This is a genomic window from Rhizobium sp. GW821-FHT14E12 (assembly GCF_058803745.1).
The window spans coordinates 234,958-249,574 of record NZ_JBXAPH010000009.1 but is presented as its reverse complement, the minus strand read 5'-3'; the positions used below and the strand labels follow the sequence as shown (position 1 = coordinate 249,574).

General features: G+C 58.8%; 12 protein-coding genes. 8 read left to right on the top strand and 4 right to left on the bottom strand.

Annotation, left to right across the window (positions count from 1 at the left end):
* Position 1: 1 nt before the first annotated feature.
* Complete coding sequence (locus AC1RO0_RS26555) at positions 2–823, bottom strand: pyruvate, water dikinase regulatory protein (RefSeq protein WP_007698683.1); 822 nt, start codon at positions 821–823, stop codon at positions 2–4.
* A 400-nt stretch (positions 824–1,223) separates the two neighbouring features.
* Here AC1RO0_RS26555 and hemE point away from each other — a divergent pair, with 400 nt between their 5' ends.
* From hemE to AC1RO0_RS26515, 8 genes are all read left to right on the top strand, one after another.
* Positions 1,224–2,258: a uroporphyrinogen decarboxylase gene (gene hemE / locus AC1RO0_RS26550; protein WP_498595547.1), complete on the top strand. Its 1,035-nt coding sequence runs from the start codon at positions 1,224–1,226 to the stop codon at positions 2,256–2,258.
* A gap of 19 nt (positions 2,259–2,277) precedes the next feature.
* A complete protein-coding gene (gene hemJ / locus AC1RO0_RS26545; RefSeq protein WP_498595586.1) occupies positions 2,278–2,817 on the top strand; it encodes a protoporphyrinogen oxidase HemJ in 540 nt (179 codons plus the stop codon).
* 197 nt (positions 2,818–3,014) lie between these two features.
* On the top strand, positions 3,015–4,280 hold the full coding sequence (gene rho, locus AC1RO0_RS26540; protein WP_007698693.1) for a transcription termination factor Rho: 1,266 nt from the start codon (positions 3,015–3,017) through the stop codon (positions 4,278–4,280).
* Between the two features lie 304 nt (positions 4,281–4,584).
* Positions 4,585–5,904, top strand: a complete 1,320-nt coding sequence (gene mnmE, locus AC1RO0_RS26535) for a tRNA uridine-5-carboxymethylaminomethyl(34) synthesis GTPase MnmE (protein WP_498595546.1) — start codon at positions 4,585–4,587, stop codon at positions 5,902–5,904.
* A 110-nt stretch (positions 5,905–6,014) separates the two neighbouring features.
* The gene (gene mnmG, locus AC1RO0_RS26530) at positions 6,015–7,895 is read left to right on the top strand and encodes a tRNA uridine-5-carboxymethylaminomethyl(34) synthesis enzyme MnmG (RefSeq protein WP_498595545.1); all 1,881 of its coding nucleotides are present in this window, start codon (positions 6,015–6,017) and stop codon (positions 7,893–7,895) included.
* Between the two features lie 33 nt (positions 7,896–7,928).
* Entirely contained in the window at positions 7,929–8,546 is a 618-nt protein-coding gene (gene rsmG / locus AC1RO0_RS26525) for a 16S rRNA (guanine(527)-N(7))-methyltransferase RsmG (protein WP_498595544.1), read from the top strand.
* Between the two features lie 20 nt (positions 8,547–8,566).
* Entirely contained in the window at positions 8,567–9,364 is a 798-nt protein-coding gene (locus tag AC1RO0_RS26520) for a ParA family protein (protein ID WP_498595543.1), read from the top strand.
* Between the two features lie 30 nt (positions 9,365–9,394).
* Positions 9,395–10,279, top strand: a complete 885-nt coding sequence (locus AC1RO0_RS26515; protein WP_007698704.1) for a ParB/RepB/Spo0J family partition protein — start codon at positions 9,395–9,397, stop codon at positions 10,277–10,279.
* Positions 10,280–10,401: 122 nt separating this feature from the next.
* Here the strand turns inward: AC1RO0_RS26515 and holA are convergent, their stop codons facing one another.
* From holA to leuS, 3 genes are read right to left on the bottom strand one after another with little or no spacing between them, the layout of a single operon-like run.
* The gene (gene holA, locus AC1RO0_RS26510) at positions 10,402–11,439 is read right to left on the bottom strand and encodes a DNA polymerase III subunit delta (RefSeq protein ID WP_498595542.1); all 1,038 of its coding nucleotides are present in this window, start codon (positions 11,437–11,439) and stop codon (positions 10,402–10,404) included.
* A 12-nt stretch (positions 11,440–11,451) separates the two neighbouring features.
* Complete coding sequence (gene lptE / locus AC1RO0_RS26505; protein WP_498595541.1) at positions 11,452–11,973, bottom strand: LPS assembly lipoprotein LptE; 522 nt, start codon at positions 11,971–11,973, stop codon at positions 11,452–11,454.
* On the bottom strand, positions 11,963–14,593 hold the full coding sequence (gene leuS, locus AC1RO0_RS26500; RefSeq protein WP_498595540.1) for a leucine--tRNA ligase: 2,631 nt from the start codon (positions 14,591–14,593) through the stop codon (positions 11,963–11,965). The genes lptE and leuS overlap by 11 nt, the downstream gene beginning before the upstream one ends.
* Positions 14,594–14,617 lie beyond the last annotated feature (24 nt).

Genomic DNA, 14,617 nt, shown 5'->3' with positions numbered 1-14,617 from the left:
CTTAGCGCAGCTTCGGGCGCAGGGCAACAATGGCGGCGGCCGTCTCCTCGATCGAGCGGCGGGTAACATCGATGATCGGCCAATTATGCCGGGCACAGAGCGACCGGGCATATTTCAGCTCTTCGGAGATGGTGGCGCGATCGGTGTAGCCGCCACGATCGAAGCCGGTGGTCGCCCCGAGAATACGATTTTCGCGCACCTGCGATATCCGGTCGGTGGTCGCCACCAGCCCGACGATCAGCGGCCTGGTGGCTTGGATCAGGCTTTCGGGCAAAGGCACGCCGGCGATGATCGGGATATTGGCGGTCTTGATACCACGGTTCGCCAGATAGATGCTGGTCGGCGTCTTCGATGTCCGACTGATGCCGATGATGACGACATCGGCGTCATTATAATCATCCTGCATCTGCCCATCATCGTGATCCATGGTGAAGTTCAGCGCTTCGATGCGGGCGAAGTAGTCGGCATTCATGACATGCTGGGCGCCGACGCGGCGGCGCGACGCCGTGCCCAGATAGGTCTGGAAGACGTTCATCACCGGTTCAAGCACATTGACGCAGGGTACGCCCATCTCCCGGCAACGCTCATCGATGAAATCGGCAAGCTCGCGGTCGACGATCGTATAGAGGACAATGCCGGGACTATGGTCGATGGCTTCGAGAACCGGCAGCAGCTGCTTGCGATTCCGAATCAGTGGGTAGACATGCTCAATCGGCTGGCTGGCATGGAATTGAACGGATGCAGCACGTCCGGCGGAGATCAGAGTCTCGCCGGTTGAGTCAGAAATCAGATGAAGATGAAAGAAGCTTGTCCGGTTTTCCACGCTACTTTCCATCACCTGTTGATATCTTGGGAGAGAAGAGAGGTACGGGAACCGCCCGGTCGGGGGCAAGTGGAAAACCTCCGACTTTTCCACATTTCGGTTTTTCGGGAAGGCTTTCATCGGGGCTTGTGGGTAATGTGGATAATCTATTTTGGGCAGTGCGTCTCCCCAATCTATCCCCAGATCGCAGCGAAACGGAATCGACGCCAAGCACTTAGAATTATTGATCTAACGCTTTTCTCATCCACATATCCCGGAGAGAGCCCGAACGTTTTGCGAAATCCCGGATGGATGCGCGACAAATTGGATCAGGGGTGGATGAATTTTAATCCTTGATAGTCACAGACTCTAAGAAATAGAAACTTAAGATATATCTTTGTTTTTATATGGGATGATGACTGTGAATAGTGCGCGCCGGAAGATCCTAAGGGTACTCAGCGGGGAAACGCTGACCCCTCCCCCCATCTGGCTGATGCGCCAGGCGGGACGTTATCTTCCGGAATATCGGGAGACGAGGGCAAAGGCCGGGAGCTTTCTCGATCTCTGTTACAGCCCAGAGCATGCGGTCGAAGTGACGCTGCAGCCGATCCGGCGTTATGGCTTTGATGCAGCGATCATGTTTTCGGATATCCTGGTGATCCCCGATGGGCTGAACCGCAATGTCCGTTATACCGAAGGGCATGGCCCTGAAATGGATCCGATCGACGAGGCGGGAATTTTCGCGCTGAAAGCGGAAGGTGTGGTCGAATATCTCGCTCCGGTCATGGAAACGGTGCGGCGGCTGCGCGCGGAGCTGCCAGTGGAGACGACGCTTCTCGGTTTCTGCGGTGCACCCTGGACGGTCGCGACCTACATGATCGCCGGCCACGGCACGCCGGACCAGGCCCCTGCCCGACTTTTCGCCTACCGATATCCAAAGGCCTTCGAACATCTGCTGATGCTGCTTGCCGATATCTCCGTCGCCTATCTCGTGGCGCAGATCGATGCCGGTGCCGATGCCGTGCAGATTTTCGATTCTTGGGCGGGTGTACTTGGCGAGAAGGAATTCGAGGCTTTTGCCGTCAAACCGGTGGCACGGATCATCGCTTCGGTGAAGGCACAGCGGCCGGAGGCGCGGATCATCGCTTTCGCAAAGGGTGCCGGTTATCAGCTGAAGACCTATCGGCAGAAGACAGGTGCCGATGCGATCGGGCTCGATTGGTCGGTGCCGCTCGCCTTTGCCAAGGAGTTGCAGCAAGAAGGACCGGTCCAGGGCAATCTCGATCCGATGCGCGTCGTTGCCGGCGGTAAGGCGCTGGAAGACGGGATCGACGAAATCCTGCAGCAACTGGGTCATGGCCCGCTGATCTTCAATCTCGGCCACGGCATCACACCGCAGGCCGATCCGGCCAATGTCACGGCGCTGGTGGAGCGTGTGCGTGGATGGAAGGGCTGAGCCTATGAGCGAGCAGCCGATGGAGAAGCAGACGGATGCGGCCGCCGGCGCCCGCGCCAGCCGGCGATCCTATTTCATGATCCTGTTGTTCGTGGTGCTGGCGATCGGCCTGTTCGCCTGGCATCCCGCTGATCTCTACCTTTGGGTCAAGGCCCTGCATATCATCTCGGTGATCTCATGGATGGCGGGCCTGCTGTATCTGCCGAGATTGTTCGTCTATCACACCGATGCCGAGCCCGGTTCGCAGCAATCCGAAACCTTCAAGGTGATGGAGCGGCGGCTTTTGAAGGGGATCATGACGCCGGCGATGATGCTGACCTGGATCTTCGGGCTCTATCTCGCCTGGTCGGTCTATGGTTTCCATGGCGGATGGCTTCATGCCAAGATTGGGCTTGTCGTGGTGCTGACGGGCGTTCACATGTTCCTCAGCCGCGCCGTGCGGGCCTTTGCCCGCGATGACAATCGCTATTCGGCCCGGCACTGGCGGCTGATCAACGAGGGACCGACACTGTTGATGATTGTGATCGTCATCCTGGCGGTGGTAAAGCCCTTCGCGTGAAAGCGGCGGAATCGCGCGTCGAAGTTAAATTTTCTTCATTTCGCCGGCCCCCCTTGCGGGGCGCTAACTGAATCGCTATTTTCCCGCCATCTCTTCTTCGTGGCATGTATCAGTTCTATCGCCCGCGAGCTCCCCCATCGCGGCTCTGAATACGATCAACATTGCCTTTCCCCTTCTAAAATAGAGTAATTCCCTTCATGGCTGAAATGAAGCTTCAAGAACTTAAGAACAAATCCCCGACCGAACTCCTGGCTTTTGCTGAATCGCTCGAGGTCGAAAACGCCAGCACGATGCGCAAACAGGAACTGATGTTTGCCATCCTGAAGGAGCTCGCCAGCCAGGATGTTGAAATTATCGGGGAAGGTGTTGTCGAGGTTCTGCAGGACGGTTTCGGTTTCCTGCGTTCCGCCAATGCCAACTATCTGCCAGGCCCTGACGATATCTATATTTCGCCGTCGCAGATCCGCCGTTTCTCGCTGAAGACCGGCGATACCGTCGAGGGACCGATCCGTGGACCGAAGGAAGGCGAGCGCTATTTCGCGCTGCTGAAGGTCAACACGATCAACTTCGACGATCCGGAAAAGATCCGTCACAAGGTCCACTTCGACAATCTGACACCGCTCTATCCGAACGAGCGTTTCCGCATGGAGCTCGACGTTCCCACCAACAAGGATCTGTCGTCCCGCGTCATCGATCTGGTGGCACCGCTTGGCAAGGGTCAGCGCGGATTGATCGTGGCGCCGCCACGTACCGGTAAGACCGTCCTCTTGCAGAACATCGCCCATTCGATCACTGCCAACCATCCCGATTGCTATCTGATCGTTCTGCTGATCGACGAACGCCCGGAAGAAGTGACCGACATGCAGCGTTCCGTACGCGGCGAAGTCGTCTCCTCGACCTTCGACGAACCGGCTGTGCGCCACGTTCAGGTCGCCGAAATGGTCATCGAGAAGGCGAAGCGCCTTGTCGAACACGGCCGCGACGTTGTCATCCTGCTCGATTCGATCACGCGTCTTGGTCGCGCCTACAACACTGTCGTTCCCTCCTCTGGCAAGGTCCTGACGGGCGGTGTCGACGCCAACGCCCTGCAGCGCCCGAAGCGCTTCTTCGGCGCGGCCCGTAATATCGAAGAAGGCGGCTCGCTGACGATCATCGCCACCGCGCTGATCGATACCGGCAGCCGCATGGACGAAGTGATCTTCGAAGAATTCAAGGGTACCGGTAACTCGGAAATCGTCCTCGACCGCAAGGTTGCCGACAAGCGCATCTTCCCGGCCATGGATATCCTCAAGTCCGGCACGCGTAAGGAAGACCTGCTGGTGCCGCGTCAGGATCTGCAGAAGATCTTCGTTCTGCGCCGTATCCTCGCGCCGATGGGCACGACCGACGCGATCGAATTCCTGATCGACAAGCTGAAGCAGACGAAGAACAATCCGGATTTCTTCGACTCGATGAACACGTAGTCCTTAACCGGATTGACCGTCGCTCATCGTGACGAAGGCTGATGATAATACGGATCGGGTCGCGCTTGCGGCCCGATTTCGTTTATAATCTCCGGAACATGCATTGAGATCGAGCTGGTGTTGGTGGTTTGCCAGCGCAGCGGAGGCTTCGATAGCGGGATATTCTTCGCCTTCGTGATCCATATATCGTGGAACATTAGACGGTTTTGAGTCAGCCCGACGGAGGCCGGTTAGATTGGGTGATAGTTAGAAATCGACCCCTTGCTGATAAAGGCCGGGAATCGATTCGGATACGGATCAATTTATGAATGCAGTCGGCGATACGATCTTTGCGCTTTCCAGCGGCGCTCTTCCGGCCGGTGTCGCGGTGGTGCGGATTAGCGGCCCGAAAGCGCTTGCCGCGATAGCTGCGCTCGCCGGCAGTTTACCGAAGCCGCGACAAGCAGCTTTGAAAACGATTCGGACTCGTAACGGTTTAACGATCGACCAGGGTTTGGTTTTGGTTTTCCCTGCTCCCGCTTCCTTTACGGGGGAAGATTGTGCGGAAATCCAGGTTCACGGTGGCAAGGCCGTTGTTGCCGCCCTTCTGGACGAACTCTCCGGTATCGAAGGGTGCCGCCTGGCTGAGCATGGCGAATTCTCGCGCCGCGCCTTGGAAAACGGCAAGATGGATCTTGTCGAGGTTGAAGGTCTCGCTGATCTCATCGCCGCCGAGACGGAAATGCAGCGTCGTTTGGCAGTAGAACACGCGGCTGGTGGTCTTTCCAAACTTTACGAAGGATGGGCCGATCGTCTGACGCGCGCTCGTGCGCTGATCGAGGCGGAGCTGGACTTCGCTGACGAGGACGACGTTCCAGGTTCTGTATCTGATATGGTCTGGAACGATATGGCGAAGCTGCGCGCGGAGCTTTCAGCGCATCTCGCCGGCGCCGGCTTCGGCGAGATTGTTCGGGACGGCTTGAAAGTTGTTATCGTCGGCGCACCCAACGCTGGCAAATCCAGCCTGATGAATGCGCTGGCGCGTCGCGAGGTGGCGATCGTCACTGATATTGCCGGCACGACGCGCGATGTCCTGCATGTCGATCTCAATATGGAGGGTTATGCGGTCCGGCTCTACGATACCGCCGGATTGCGCGAAACCGAGGAAGTCATTGAACGCGAAGGGATCAAGCGTGCCTTGAGAACAGCGGCGGAAGCCGATGTTATCCTCTCTCTTGCCGAGATTGGCACTGAGGCGCAGACCGACTTTCCTGGTTTTGGCGGTCGGATTTTTCGTGTTGGTACTAAAGCGGATATTCATCCGGCGGATGGAACTGCATATGATCTCTGCATTTCCTCAAGCACCGGCTCCGGTCTGGCGGAATTGCATCAGCTGTTGGTCGAAGATCTCCAGGAACGCTCGACGTCTCTATCATTGGCTCTGCCCAGTCGCTTGCGGCACCGGACATTGCTGACCGAAAGTCTGGCGGCACTAACTCAGGCGGTTAGCGCCATCTCCACGGGATTGGATATTCGCGCGGAATACCTTCGTCAGGCCGGGCATAGTCTCGGCCGGATCACCGGAAGGGTCGATGTCGAAGATCTTCTCGATGTGATCTTCTCGGAATTCTGCATCGGCAAATGATTCACGTGAAACACGACCTATGAGATGGGTCGTTCAAAACGTTTCACGTGAAACCTTCTTGACTCCTGAAATTGGTGTGCCAAACAGACGGCAACACTGAGGGCCTGACAATGCTCGAGACTATATATGATGTGATTGTGGTTGGCGGCGGACATGCGGGCAGCGAAGCTGCGGCTGCAGCTGCGCGCTTGGGCGCGAAAACGGCGCTGGTCACTCACAAACGCGAGACGATCGGTGTGATGTCCTGTAATCCGGCGATCGGCGGTCTCGGTAAGGGCCATCTGGTTCGTGAGATCGACGCACTCGATGGCTTGATGGGCCGCGTGGCTGACGCCGGTGGCATTCAATTCCGCATGTTGAATCGGAAAAAAGGCCCGGCGGTTCGCGGTCCCCGCACGCAGGCCGACCGCAAGCTTTATCGCCTTGCCATGCAAGTTGAGATCGGCGCGATCGAAAATCTCGATATTATCGAAGGTGATGCCTTCGATCTGACGATCAGCGACGGCCGGGTCTCGGTGGTAGTTTTGAAGGACGGCCGGTCATTCCGCTGCGGCGCCGTTGTTTTGACGACCGGCACGTTTCTACGGGGCCTGATTCATATTGGCGACAGGAAAATTCCTGCGGGCCGTGTCGGCGAAGACCCATCGGTTGGTCTTTCGGGGACGCTGGAGCGCTATGGGCTTGCGCTGGCCCGTCTGAAGACCGGAACACCCGCGCGCCTTGATGGTTCGACGATCGACTGGAACGCGGTTGGACGCCAGGGCGCGGATGACGAACCGGTGCCCTTCTCCTTCATGACGGATCGGATCGTGAATCCGCAGATCGAATGCGGCGTGACGCGGACGACGCCGGCGACGCATAAGATCATTGCCGATAATCTCATGCGTTCGGCGATGTATTCCGGGCAGATCGAGGGTGTCGGACCGCGCTATTGTCCGTCGATCGAGGACAAAATCGTTAAGTTCGGCGAGCGTGATGGCCACCAGATCTTTCTGGAGCCGGAAGGGCTCGACGATACGACGGTCTATCCCAACGGTATATCGACCTCCCTTCCCGAAGATGTTCAGGATGCTTTCATCCGGACCATTCCGGGTCTGGAACGAGTCCGGATCCTGCAATGCGGTTACGCCATTGAATATGACCACGTCGATCCGCGCGAATTGAAGCCCTCGCTTGAGGTGATGAAGATCCCGGGTCTTTTCCTGGCCGGGCAGATCAATGGCACCACCGGCTATGAGGAAGCGGGCGCGCAGGGGCTGATCGCCGGTCTCAACGCGGCGCGATTGGCTGCGGGCGGTGATGCGATCCAGCTTAGCCGAACCGAATCCTATATCGGCGTGATGATCGACGATCTCACCTCGCGCGGCGTTGCCGAACCCTATCGCATGTTTACCTCACGCGCCGAATATCGGCTGTCGCTGCGCGCTGACAACGCCGATGTCCGCTTGACGCCGCTTGGCTCGACCATCGGCTGTGTCGGCAATGCCCGTGCTGCCCGGTTCGGCGATTATATGGAAAAGCTTGAATGGGCGCGTGCTCAGCTAAAGGCGTTGAGCGTTACGCCGAGCGAGGCGGAGAAGGCAGGGTTGCATCTCAACAAGGACGGCCAGCGCCGGACAGCCTATGATCTTCTGTCCTATCCGGAGCATTCGATCGACTCGCTGTCCGGTCTTTGGCCGGAACTGCGCTCTATCGATCGCCGCGTGGTCGAAGCGGTCGAGATTGAGGCCGCTTATGCGGTTTATATGGATCGGCAAACCTCGGATATCGTTCAGGTTCGGCGCGAGGAAGAGCGGCTTATCCCTCAGGATTTCGATTTTTCGATTCTGTCAGGTCTGTCGAACGAGCTGAAGCAGAAACTGGCGAAGGCGCAGCCGAAGAATATCGCCCAGGCGTCGCGGATCGATGGGATGACACCGGCGGCGATATCGCTGCTGCTCGCGCACCTGCGAAAGCTGACGGTTGTGGGCGAGCGAAAGCTTGTTTCGTAATATCAAGACATTGCAAGGTGTGAGAGTCCTGCCATGGAATTAAACGGTGTGCGTGTTTCACGTGAAACACAGGGGCGGCTGCAGCACTTTGCCGAGCTCTTTCAGAAGTGGGCGAAGACCATCAATCTGGTCGCGCCTTCGACCATCGATGATCTTTGGCGCCGGCATATTGCCGATAGCGCCCAGATCTTCCAGCTTCATCCAAAGCCGGCGCGTTGGGTCGATCTCGGAAGTGGTGGTGGCTTTCCAGGGATCATCACTGCGATTCTCCTGGCCGAGCAGAAGGACGGACATGTCGATCTGGTGGAAAGCAACCAGAAAAAGGCAGCGTTTCTGCGGGTTTGCCTTCGGGAATGCGAGGCTCGCGGCGCCGTTCATGCAGTGCGTATCGAAGAGGCGTCGAAGATCATTGCCGATTGCGATGTGATCTCCGCACGCGCGCTTGCCGAACTGGATATGCTGCTGGATTACGCGGCGCCGTGGGTCGAGCGCAATGAAAACCTGTGTTTGCTGCTGCATAAAGGTAGGGATTACGAGCGCGAGATCCAGAAAGCCCGTGGTCGTTGGGAGTTCGATCTGGTAAAACACAACAGTGTTGTCGAGAGCGATTCCGTGATCTTGGAGTTAATGCGCCCTCGTCGTCGAATTTAACCATGATGGATATGCGGCAAATGATCGGCGAGCGAAACCGGATTATTACTATCGCAAACCAAAAGGGTGGTGTTGGAAAAACAACCACCGCGATCAATCTTGCCACGGCTCTGGCCGCTATTGGCGAGCGTGTCCTGATCGTCGATCTCGATCCGCAGGGAAATGCCAGCACGGGCCTCGGCATCGACCGTCGCGACCGAAAAGTGTCTTCCTACGATCTTCTGGTCGGTACGCATACGATCCTGGATACGGTTCAGGAGACGGCTGTGCCGAATCTTTACATCGTCCCCTCGACGATGGACCTGCTTGGTATCGAAATGGAGATCGCGCAGCAGCCTGATCGTGTTTTCCGGCTGCGCCGGGCTCTCAATGGCGCTGGTGCGACGGCTTTTTCCTATATTCTGGTGGATTGCCCGCCTTCGTTCAATCTGCTGACGATGAACGCCATGGCGGCTGCGCATTCGGTCCTGGTGCCGCTGCAGTGCGAATTCTTCGCGCTGGAAGGCCTCAGCCAGTTGCTGGAAACGGTCGATCAGGTGCGTCGCACCGTCAACCCATCCCTGGATATTCAGGGGATTGTGTTGACGATGTTCGATTCCCGCAACAATCTCGCCCAGCAGGTCGTCAATGACGTGCGGACCCATCTCGGCGAAAAAGTCTACCATACGTTGATTCCGCGCAACGTCCGCGTGTCTGAGGCGCCTTCCTATGGCAAGCCGGCGATCCTTTACGATCTGAAATGTGCCGGCAGCCAGGCCTATCTGCAACTGGCGTCGGAAGTTATCCAGCGGGAGCGGCAGCGGAAGGCGGCTGCCTGATAGTGTGTTTGTTCTGGAGTGAGTATTGCGATGAATGATGATCTTTCGAAACGGCGCCTCGGGCGCGGTCTGGCGGCTCTTATCGGAGAGATGGATCAGCCGACGCCCGTGGAAGCTGGCAGACCCGGCGTAAACCCGGATCGCATGGTGCCGATTGAATTCATCAGCCGCAATCCGAAGAACCCGCGCCGCTATTTCGATGAAACCGAGCTGCACGACCTCGCCAGTTCGATCCGCCAGCACGGTATCGTGCAGCCGGTTGTCGTGCGTACGGTCTCTGCCGATCGTTATGAGATCATCGCGGGTGAAAGACGCTGGCGAGCGGCGCAACTGGCTGGCTTGATTGAGATTCCGGTCATTGTCCGCGACGTTGACGACAAGACGGCGCTGGAAATCGCCATCGTCGAAAACGTTCAGCGCGCCGATCTCAATCCGCTCGAAGAAGCGCTGGGCTACGAGCAGCTGATTGCCGAACATGGTTATACGCAGAACGACCTCGGTGAGATTATCGGCAAGAGCCGCAGCCATGTCGCCAATTCACTGCGCCTGCTGAAGCTGCCGGAGCCGGTGCGCGACATGCTCGCCGGCGGTAGCCTTTCGGCTGGCCATGCCCGCGCGCTGGTCTCAACCTCCGACCCGGCAACGCTTGCTCGCACGATCGTCTCCAAGGGGATGTCGGTGCGCGACGCCGAGCGGCTGGCGCAGAACGATATCAAGGCACAGAATGATCCTCGGCCGGCTAGCGCCCGCAAGGATGACAAGGATTCCGATACGCTGGCGCTGGAGCGTACCCTCTCCGACACGCTCGGGCTTGATGTCGCGATCAACCATCGCGGCAATGGCGGCCAGGTGAAGATTTCCTATAAGACCTTGGAACAGCTGGAAGAAATTTGTCGGCTGCTTGAGCGGCGCTGAGCTGTTTCCCGTGAAACACCGGGACATCTGCTTTCGGATGGCGTCATTCGAAAGCAGATAATATTATTATTTAAAATCAATATGTTAAAGAGATCATCCCGCCTTCAAATAAAGACGGCTCTCTAGCCCTTGCGGGCCGATTGCAGTGTGGTCGCCAGCAATGTCTGCGTGGCGATCGTATCTTCGAGGCTCGCGCGCTGTCTGGTCTGAAGGATCGCCGACTGCAGGCGGTTCATTTCTCGGGCAATTGCCGGCGCCGTCCAGCTCCGGAGCGCCTGCTCGATGATGGGTTTGCGGCGGAAATGCAGATGCCGGCCGAGTGTCTGCATGACTTGCGCCGGCGGCACGCGTTTCTCGTCCATCTCCGTACGCATCACGTCCAAAAGCTGAAATTGCCTCAGGCAGCCTTGCAGCACCAGAAACATCGACGTCTTGGAGGCGGCGATCTTCTGCATGGCATGTAGAAAAGCATCCGAATCGCCCTTCAGGATGGCGTCGACGGCGTCATCCGCGGAAATGGCGCTGGCGTCACCGATGATATCGGCGACATGACCCTCCTCAATCGTCCCCTCCCCGCGGCAATAGAGCGCCAGCTTGCGCACCTCATTGCGCGACGCAATCCGGTCGCCGCCCAGCAGCTCCAGCAGCATCTGCCGCGCTGCGGGTGAGATACGCAGATTTTCGCTTGCAAGCTCGGTGTCGATCAAGCTGTTCAGCGCGCGGCCGTCATCGGCGTAGCAAGGGATGGTCGCGATCTTGCGCGATGCTTCGGCCACCTTGCGCAGACCGGAACCTTTTTTGAGATCGCCGGCTTCGATGATGACAAAACTGGCGTCGGGGGGATTGTCGGCGATGATCTGCAGCGAATCGATCAGGGCCTTTTCATTGGCCGCGCCGCGAATCCAGACCAGCTTTTCACCGCCGAACAGGCCGATGGCGTTGACCTCGTCGAGCAATCGGCCAGGATCGTTCTGGAGATCGCCGACATCGAGCTTGATCAGCGAAAAAGGGTCCTTCAGGTCGACGGCGGTCTTACCGGCCACCTGCCCTGCCCGCTCGGAAACAAGACCACGATCCGGGCCATAGATGACGAAGAGGCGGTAGTTGCGTGCGGCGTTTTGAAGGAATCCGTCAAACTCGTGGGATTTGATCTCCGACATACCGCGCTCAGATCAGCGGCTAAGTGCCGCGCCGATATCGGCGGCGACCATCTCGGCAACTTCACGGGCGGCGCGGTCTTCCGAATCGCGAATGGCGCGCTGCTTGGCGAATTCCTGGGTCGGGAAGTCCACCAGCGAAGTGACCGCACGGCTGCCGGATTTCAGCACCTTGCCGTCGCTGGCATTCTTCAGCGTGAAGGATGCCGTGACGGTGGTACGGCCGGCGGCCGATGTCGCCGAGGACGGCAGGTAGAGAACGCCGCCTGTGCCGGAGCTGACGCTCAGATCGACCGTATATTTCGGCGTCTTTGTCTCGCCTGCGCCGCGACCGGCGATGAAGATCAGCTGATTGCGTACTTCCTGGCCGACGCGCGAATTGGCGTCGGAGAAGGAGACATCGGCAAGCTTCTGCGTAACACCCGTGCTCAGAGCATAGAGCGGCCGCACCTGGCAGGACGACAGTAGACCCGCAACGGCGATCAGGGACGCAACGCCCGTAAGGCGAGCGAATTTGAAGAGCTTATCAGACGACAATGTTTACGATCCTCTGTGGAACGACGATGATCTTCTTTGGCGCCTGACCATTCAATGCGCTTGTGACTGCATCCAAGGCGAGTACGGCCTGCTGCACGGCATTCTGATCCGCATCGCGCGCAATTGTCAATTCGGCGCGCTTCTTGCCATTGATCTGCACCGGATAGACGATCTCGTTCTCGACGACGAGTGCTTCGTCATAGTCAGGCCAGGCGCTCATGGCGACGAGATGCGTGTTGCCAAGCGCTGTCGAGCATTCTTCCGCCAGATGCGGCGTGATCGGCGCGACCAGCGCGATCAGGATTTCGACCGCCTCGCGAGCGGCGGAACGATAGCCGGTATCGGTTCCGCCGGCGGCGACCTTGGCCAGCGGCGCTGCCAGCGCGTTGACGAATTCGTAGATGCGCGCGACGGCCTTGTTGAAGGCGAGCTTGTCATAGTCGGCCTGAACGGCCTTCAGCGTGCGGTGGGCGATCTGGGAAATTGCCAGCGCCTCGCCTTCTCTTGCTGGAGCCGGAACAACAGCTTTCAGTTCGTCGGCGGCTTCCGACACCAGGCGCCACATGCGCTGCGTGAAGCGATGCGCGCCTTCGACACCCGCTTCCGACCAGATGACGTCACGGTCCGGCGGCGAATCGGAGAGCACGAAGAAGCGGGCGGTATCGGCGCCGTAGGAGGCGATGATATCGTCCGGGTCGACGACGTTCTTCTTCGACTTCGACATCTTCTCGATGGCGCCGATGGCTATATCCTCGCCGGTCGACAGCAAGGTCGCGCGGCGCTGGCCGTCGGTTTCCTCGATGCGGATATCGGCCGGCGACACCCATTCGCGCGTCAGGCCATTGCCGCGGCTATAGGTCTCGTGCACCACCATGCCCTGCGTGAACAGGCCTTTGAAGGGCTCCCTGGCGTCGACATGGCCGGTCTCGCGCATGGCGCGAGTGAAGAAGCGCGAATAGAGCAGATGCAGGATCGCATGCTCGATACCGCCAATATACTGATCGACGGGCAGCCAATGATCGGCAGCGGCCTTGTCGGTCGGCTCGTCGGCCCAGGGGGCCGTGAAGCGGGTGTAGTACCAGCTCGAATCGACGAAGGTATCCATGGTGTCGGTTTCGCGACGCGCATCCTTGCCGCATTGCGGGCAGGCGACATGTCGCCAGGTCGGATGGCGGTCGAGCGGATTACCCGGCAGGTCGAAGGTGACATCATCCGGCAGCTTGACCGGCAGATCCTCTTTCGGCACCGGCAAGACGCCGCAATCGTCGCAATGGATGACCGGGATCGGGCAGCCCCAATAGCGCTGACGCGAAATGCCCCAGTCGCGCAGGCGGAAATTCACCTTGCGTTCGGCCTGCGGCGCATTGCCGAGGCTTGCGGCCGACAGCTTCGCCGCCACCGTCTCGAACGCTTCTTCCGGGCTCATGCCGTCGAGGAAGCGCGAATTGATCATCACGCCGTCGTCGCCATAGGCGATATCGCCGATGGCAAAGCTTGCGGCGTCGCCGTCTCTCGGCATGACGACGGGAATGACCGGCAGGTCATATTTGCGGGCAAAATCCAGGTCGCGCTGGTCGCCGGAGGGGCAGCCGAAGATCGCGCCAGTGCCGTAATCCATCAGCACGAAATTGGCGACATAGACCGGCAGTTCCCAGGACGGGTCGAGCGGATGGCGGACGCGGATACCCGTGTCGATGCCCTTCTTCTCGGCGGTCTCCAATGCCGCCAGCGACGTGCCGGCGCGGCGGCATTCCTCGCAGAAGGCGTCTACCTCGAGATTGAGGGCCGAGGCTTCCCTGGCCAGCGGATGGTCCGCCGAAATCGCCAGGAAGGAGGCGCCGAACAGTGTATCCGGACGCGTCGTATAGACGGCGATCTCGCGGTCGGCGTTTGGCGCGGTTTCCGGCACGATTTCCCAACGGATCGTCAGCCCCTCGGAGCGGCCGATCCAGTTCTTCTGCATCAGTCGCACTTTTTCCGGCCAATGGTCGAGCGTATCCAGCGCGTCCAGCAGTTCCTGGCTGAAATCGGTGATCTTGAAGAACCACTGCGTCAACTCGCGCTGCTCGACCAATGCACCGGAGCGCCAGCCGCGGCCGTCGATGACCTGCTCGTTGGCAAGCACGGTGTTGTCGACCGGATCCCAGTTGACCTTGGACTTCTTGCGATAGATCAGGCCCTTCTGCATCATGTCGATGAAGAGCATCTGCTGACGATGGTAATATTCGACGTCGCAGGTGGCGAATTCGCGGCTCCAGTCCAGCGACAGGCCCATGGCCTTCAGCTGCGCCTTCATCGAGGCGATATTCTGGTAGGTCCACTCCTTCGGATGCACCTTGTTGTCGCGCGCGGCGTTTTCCGCCGGCATGCCGAAGGCGTCCCAGCCCATCGGGTGCAGGACGTTATAACCGCGGGCACGCTTGTAGCGGGCGACGACATCGCCCATGGCGTAGTTGCGCACATGGCCCATATGGATGCGGCCCGATGGATAGGGGAACATCTCTAGGACGTAATATTTCTCGCGCGGATCGGCGTTGTCGGTGAGAAAGACGTTCTCATCGTTCCATTTCTGCTGCCAGCGGGGCTCGGCATCGCGCGGGTTATAACGTTCGGTAGCCATCTGTTCTTGTATTCCGGAAAATCA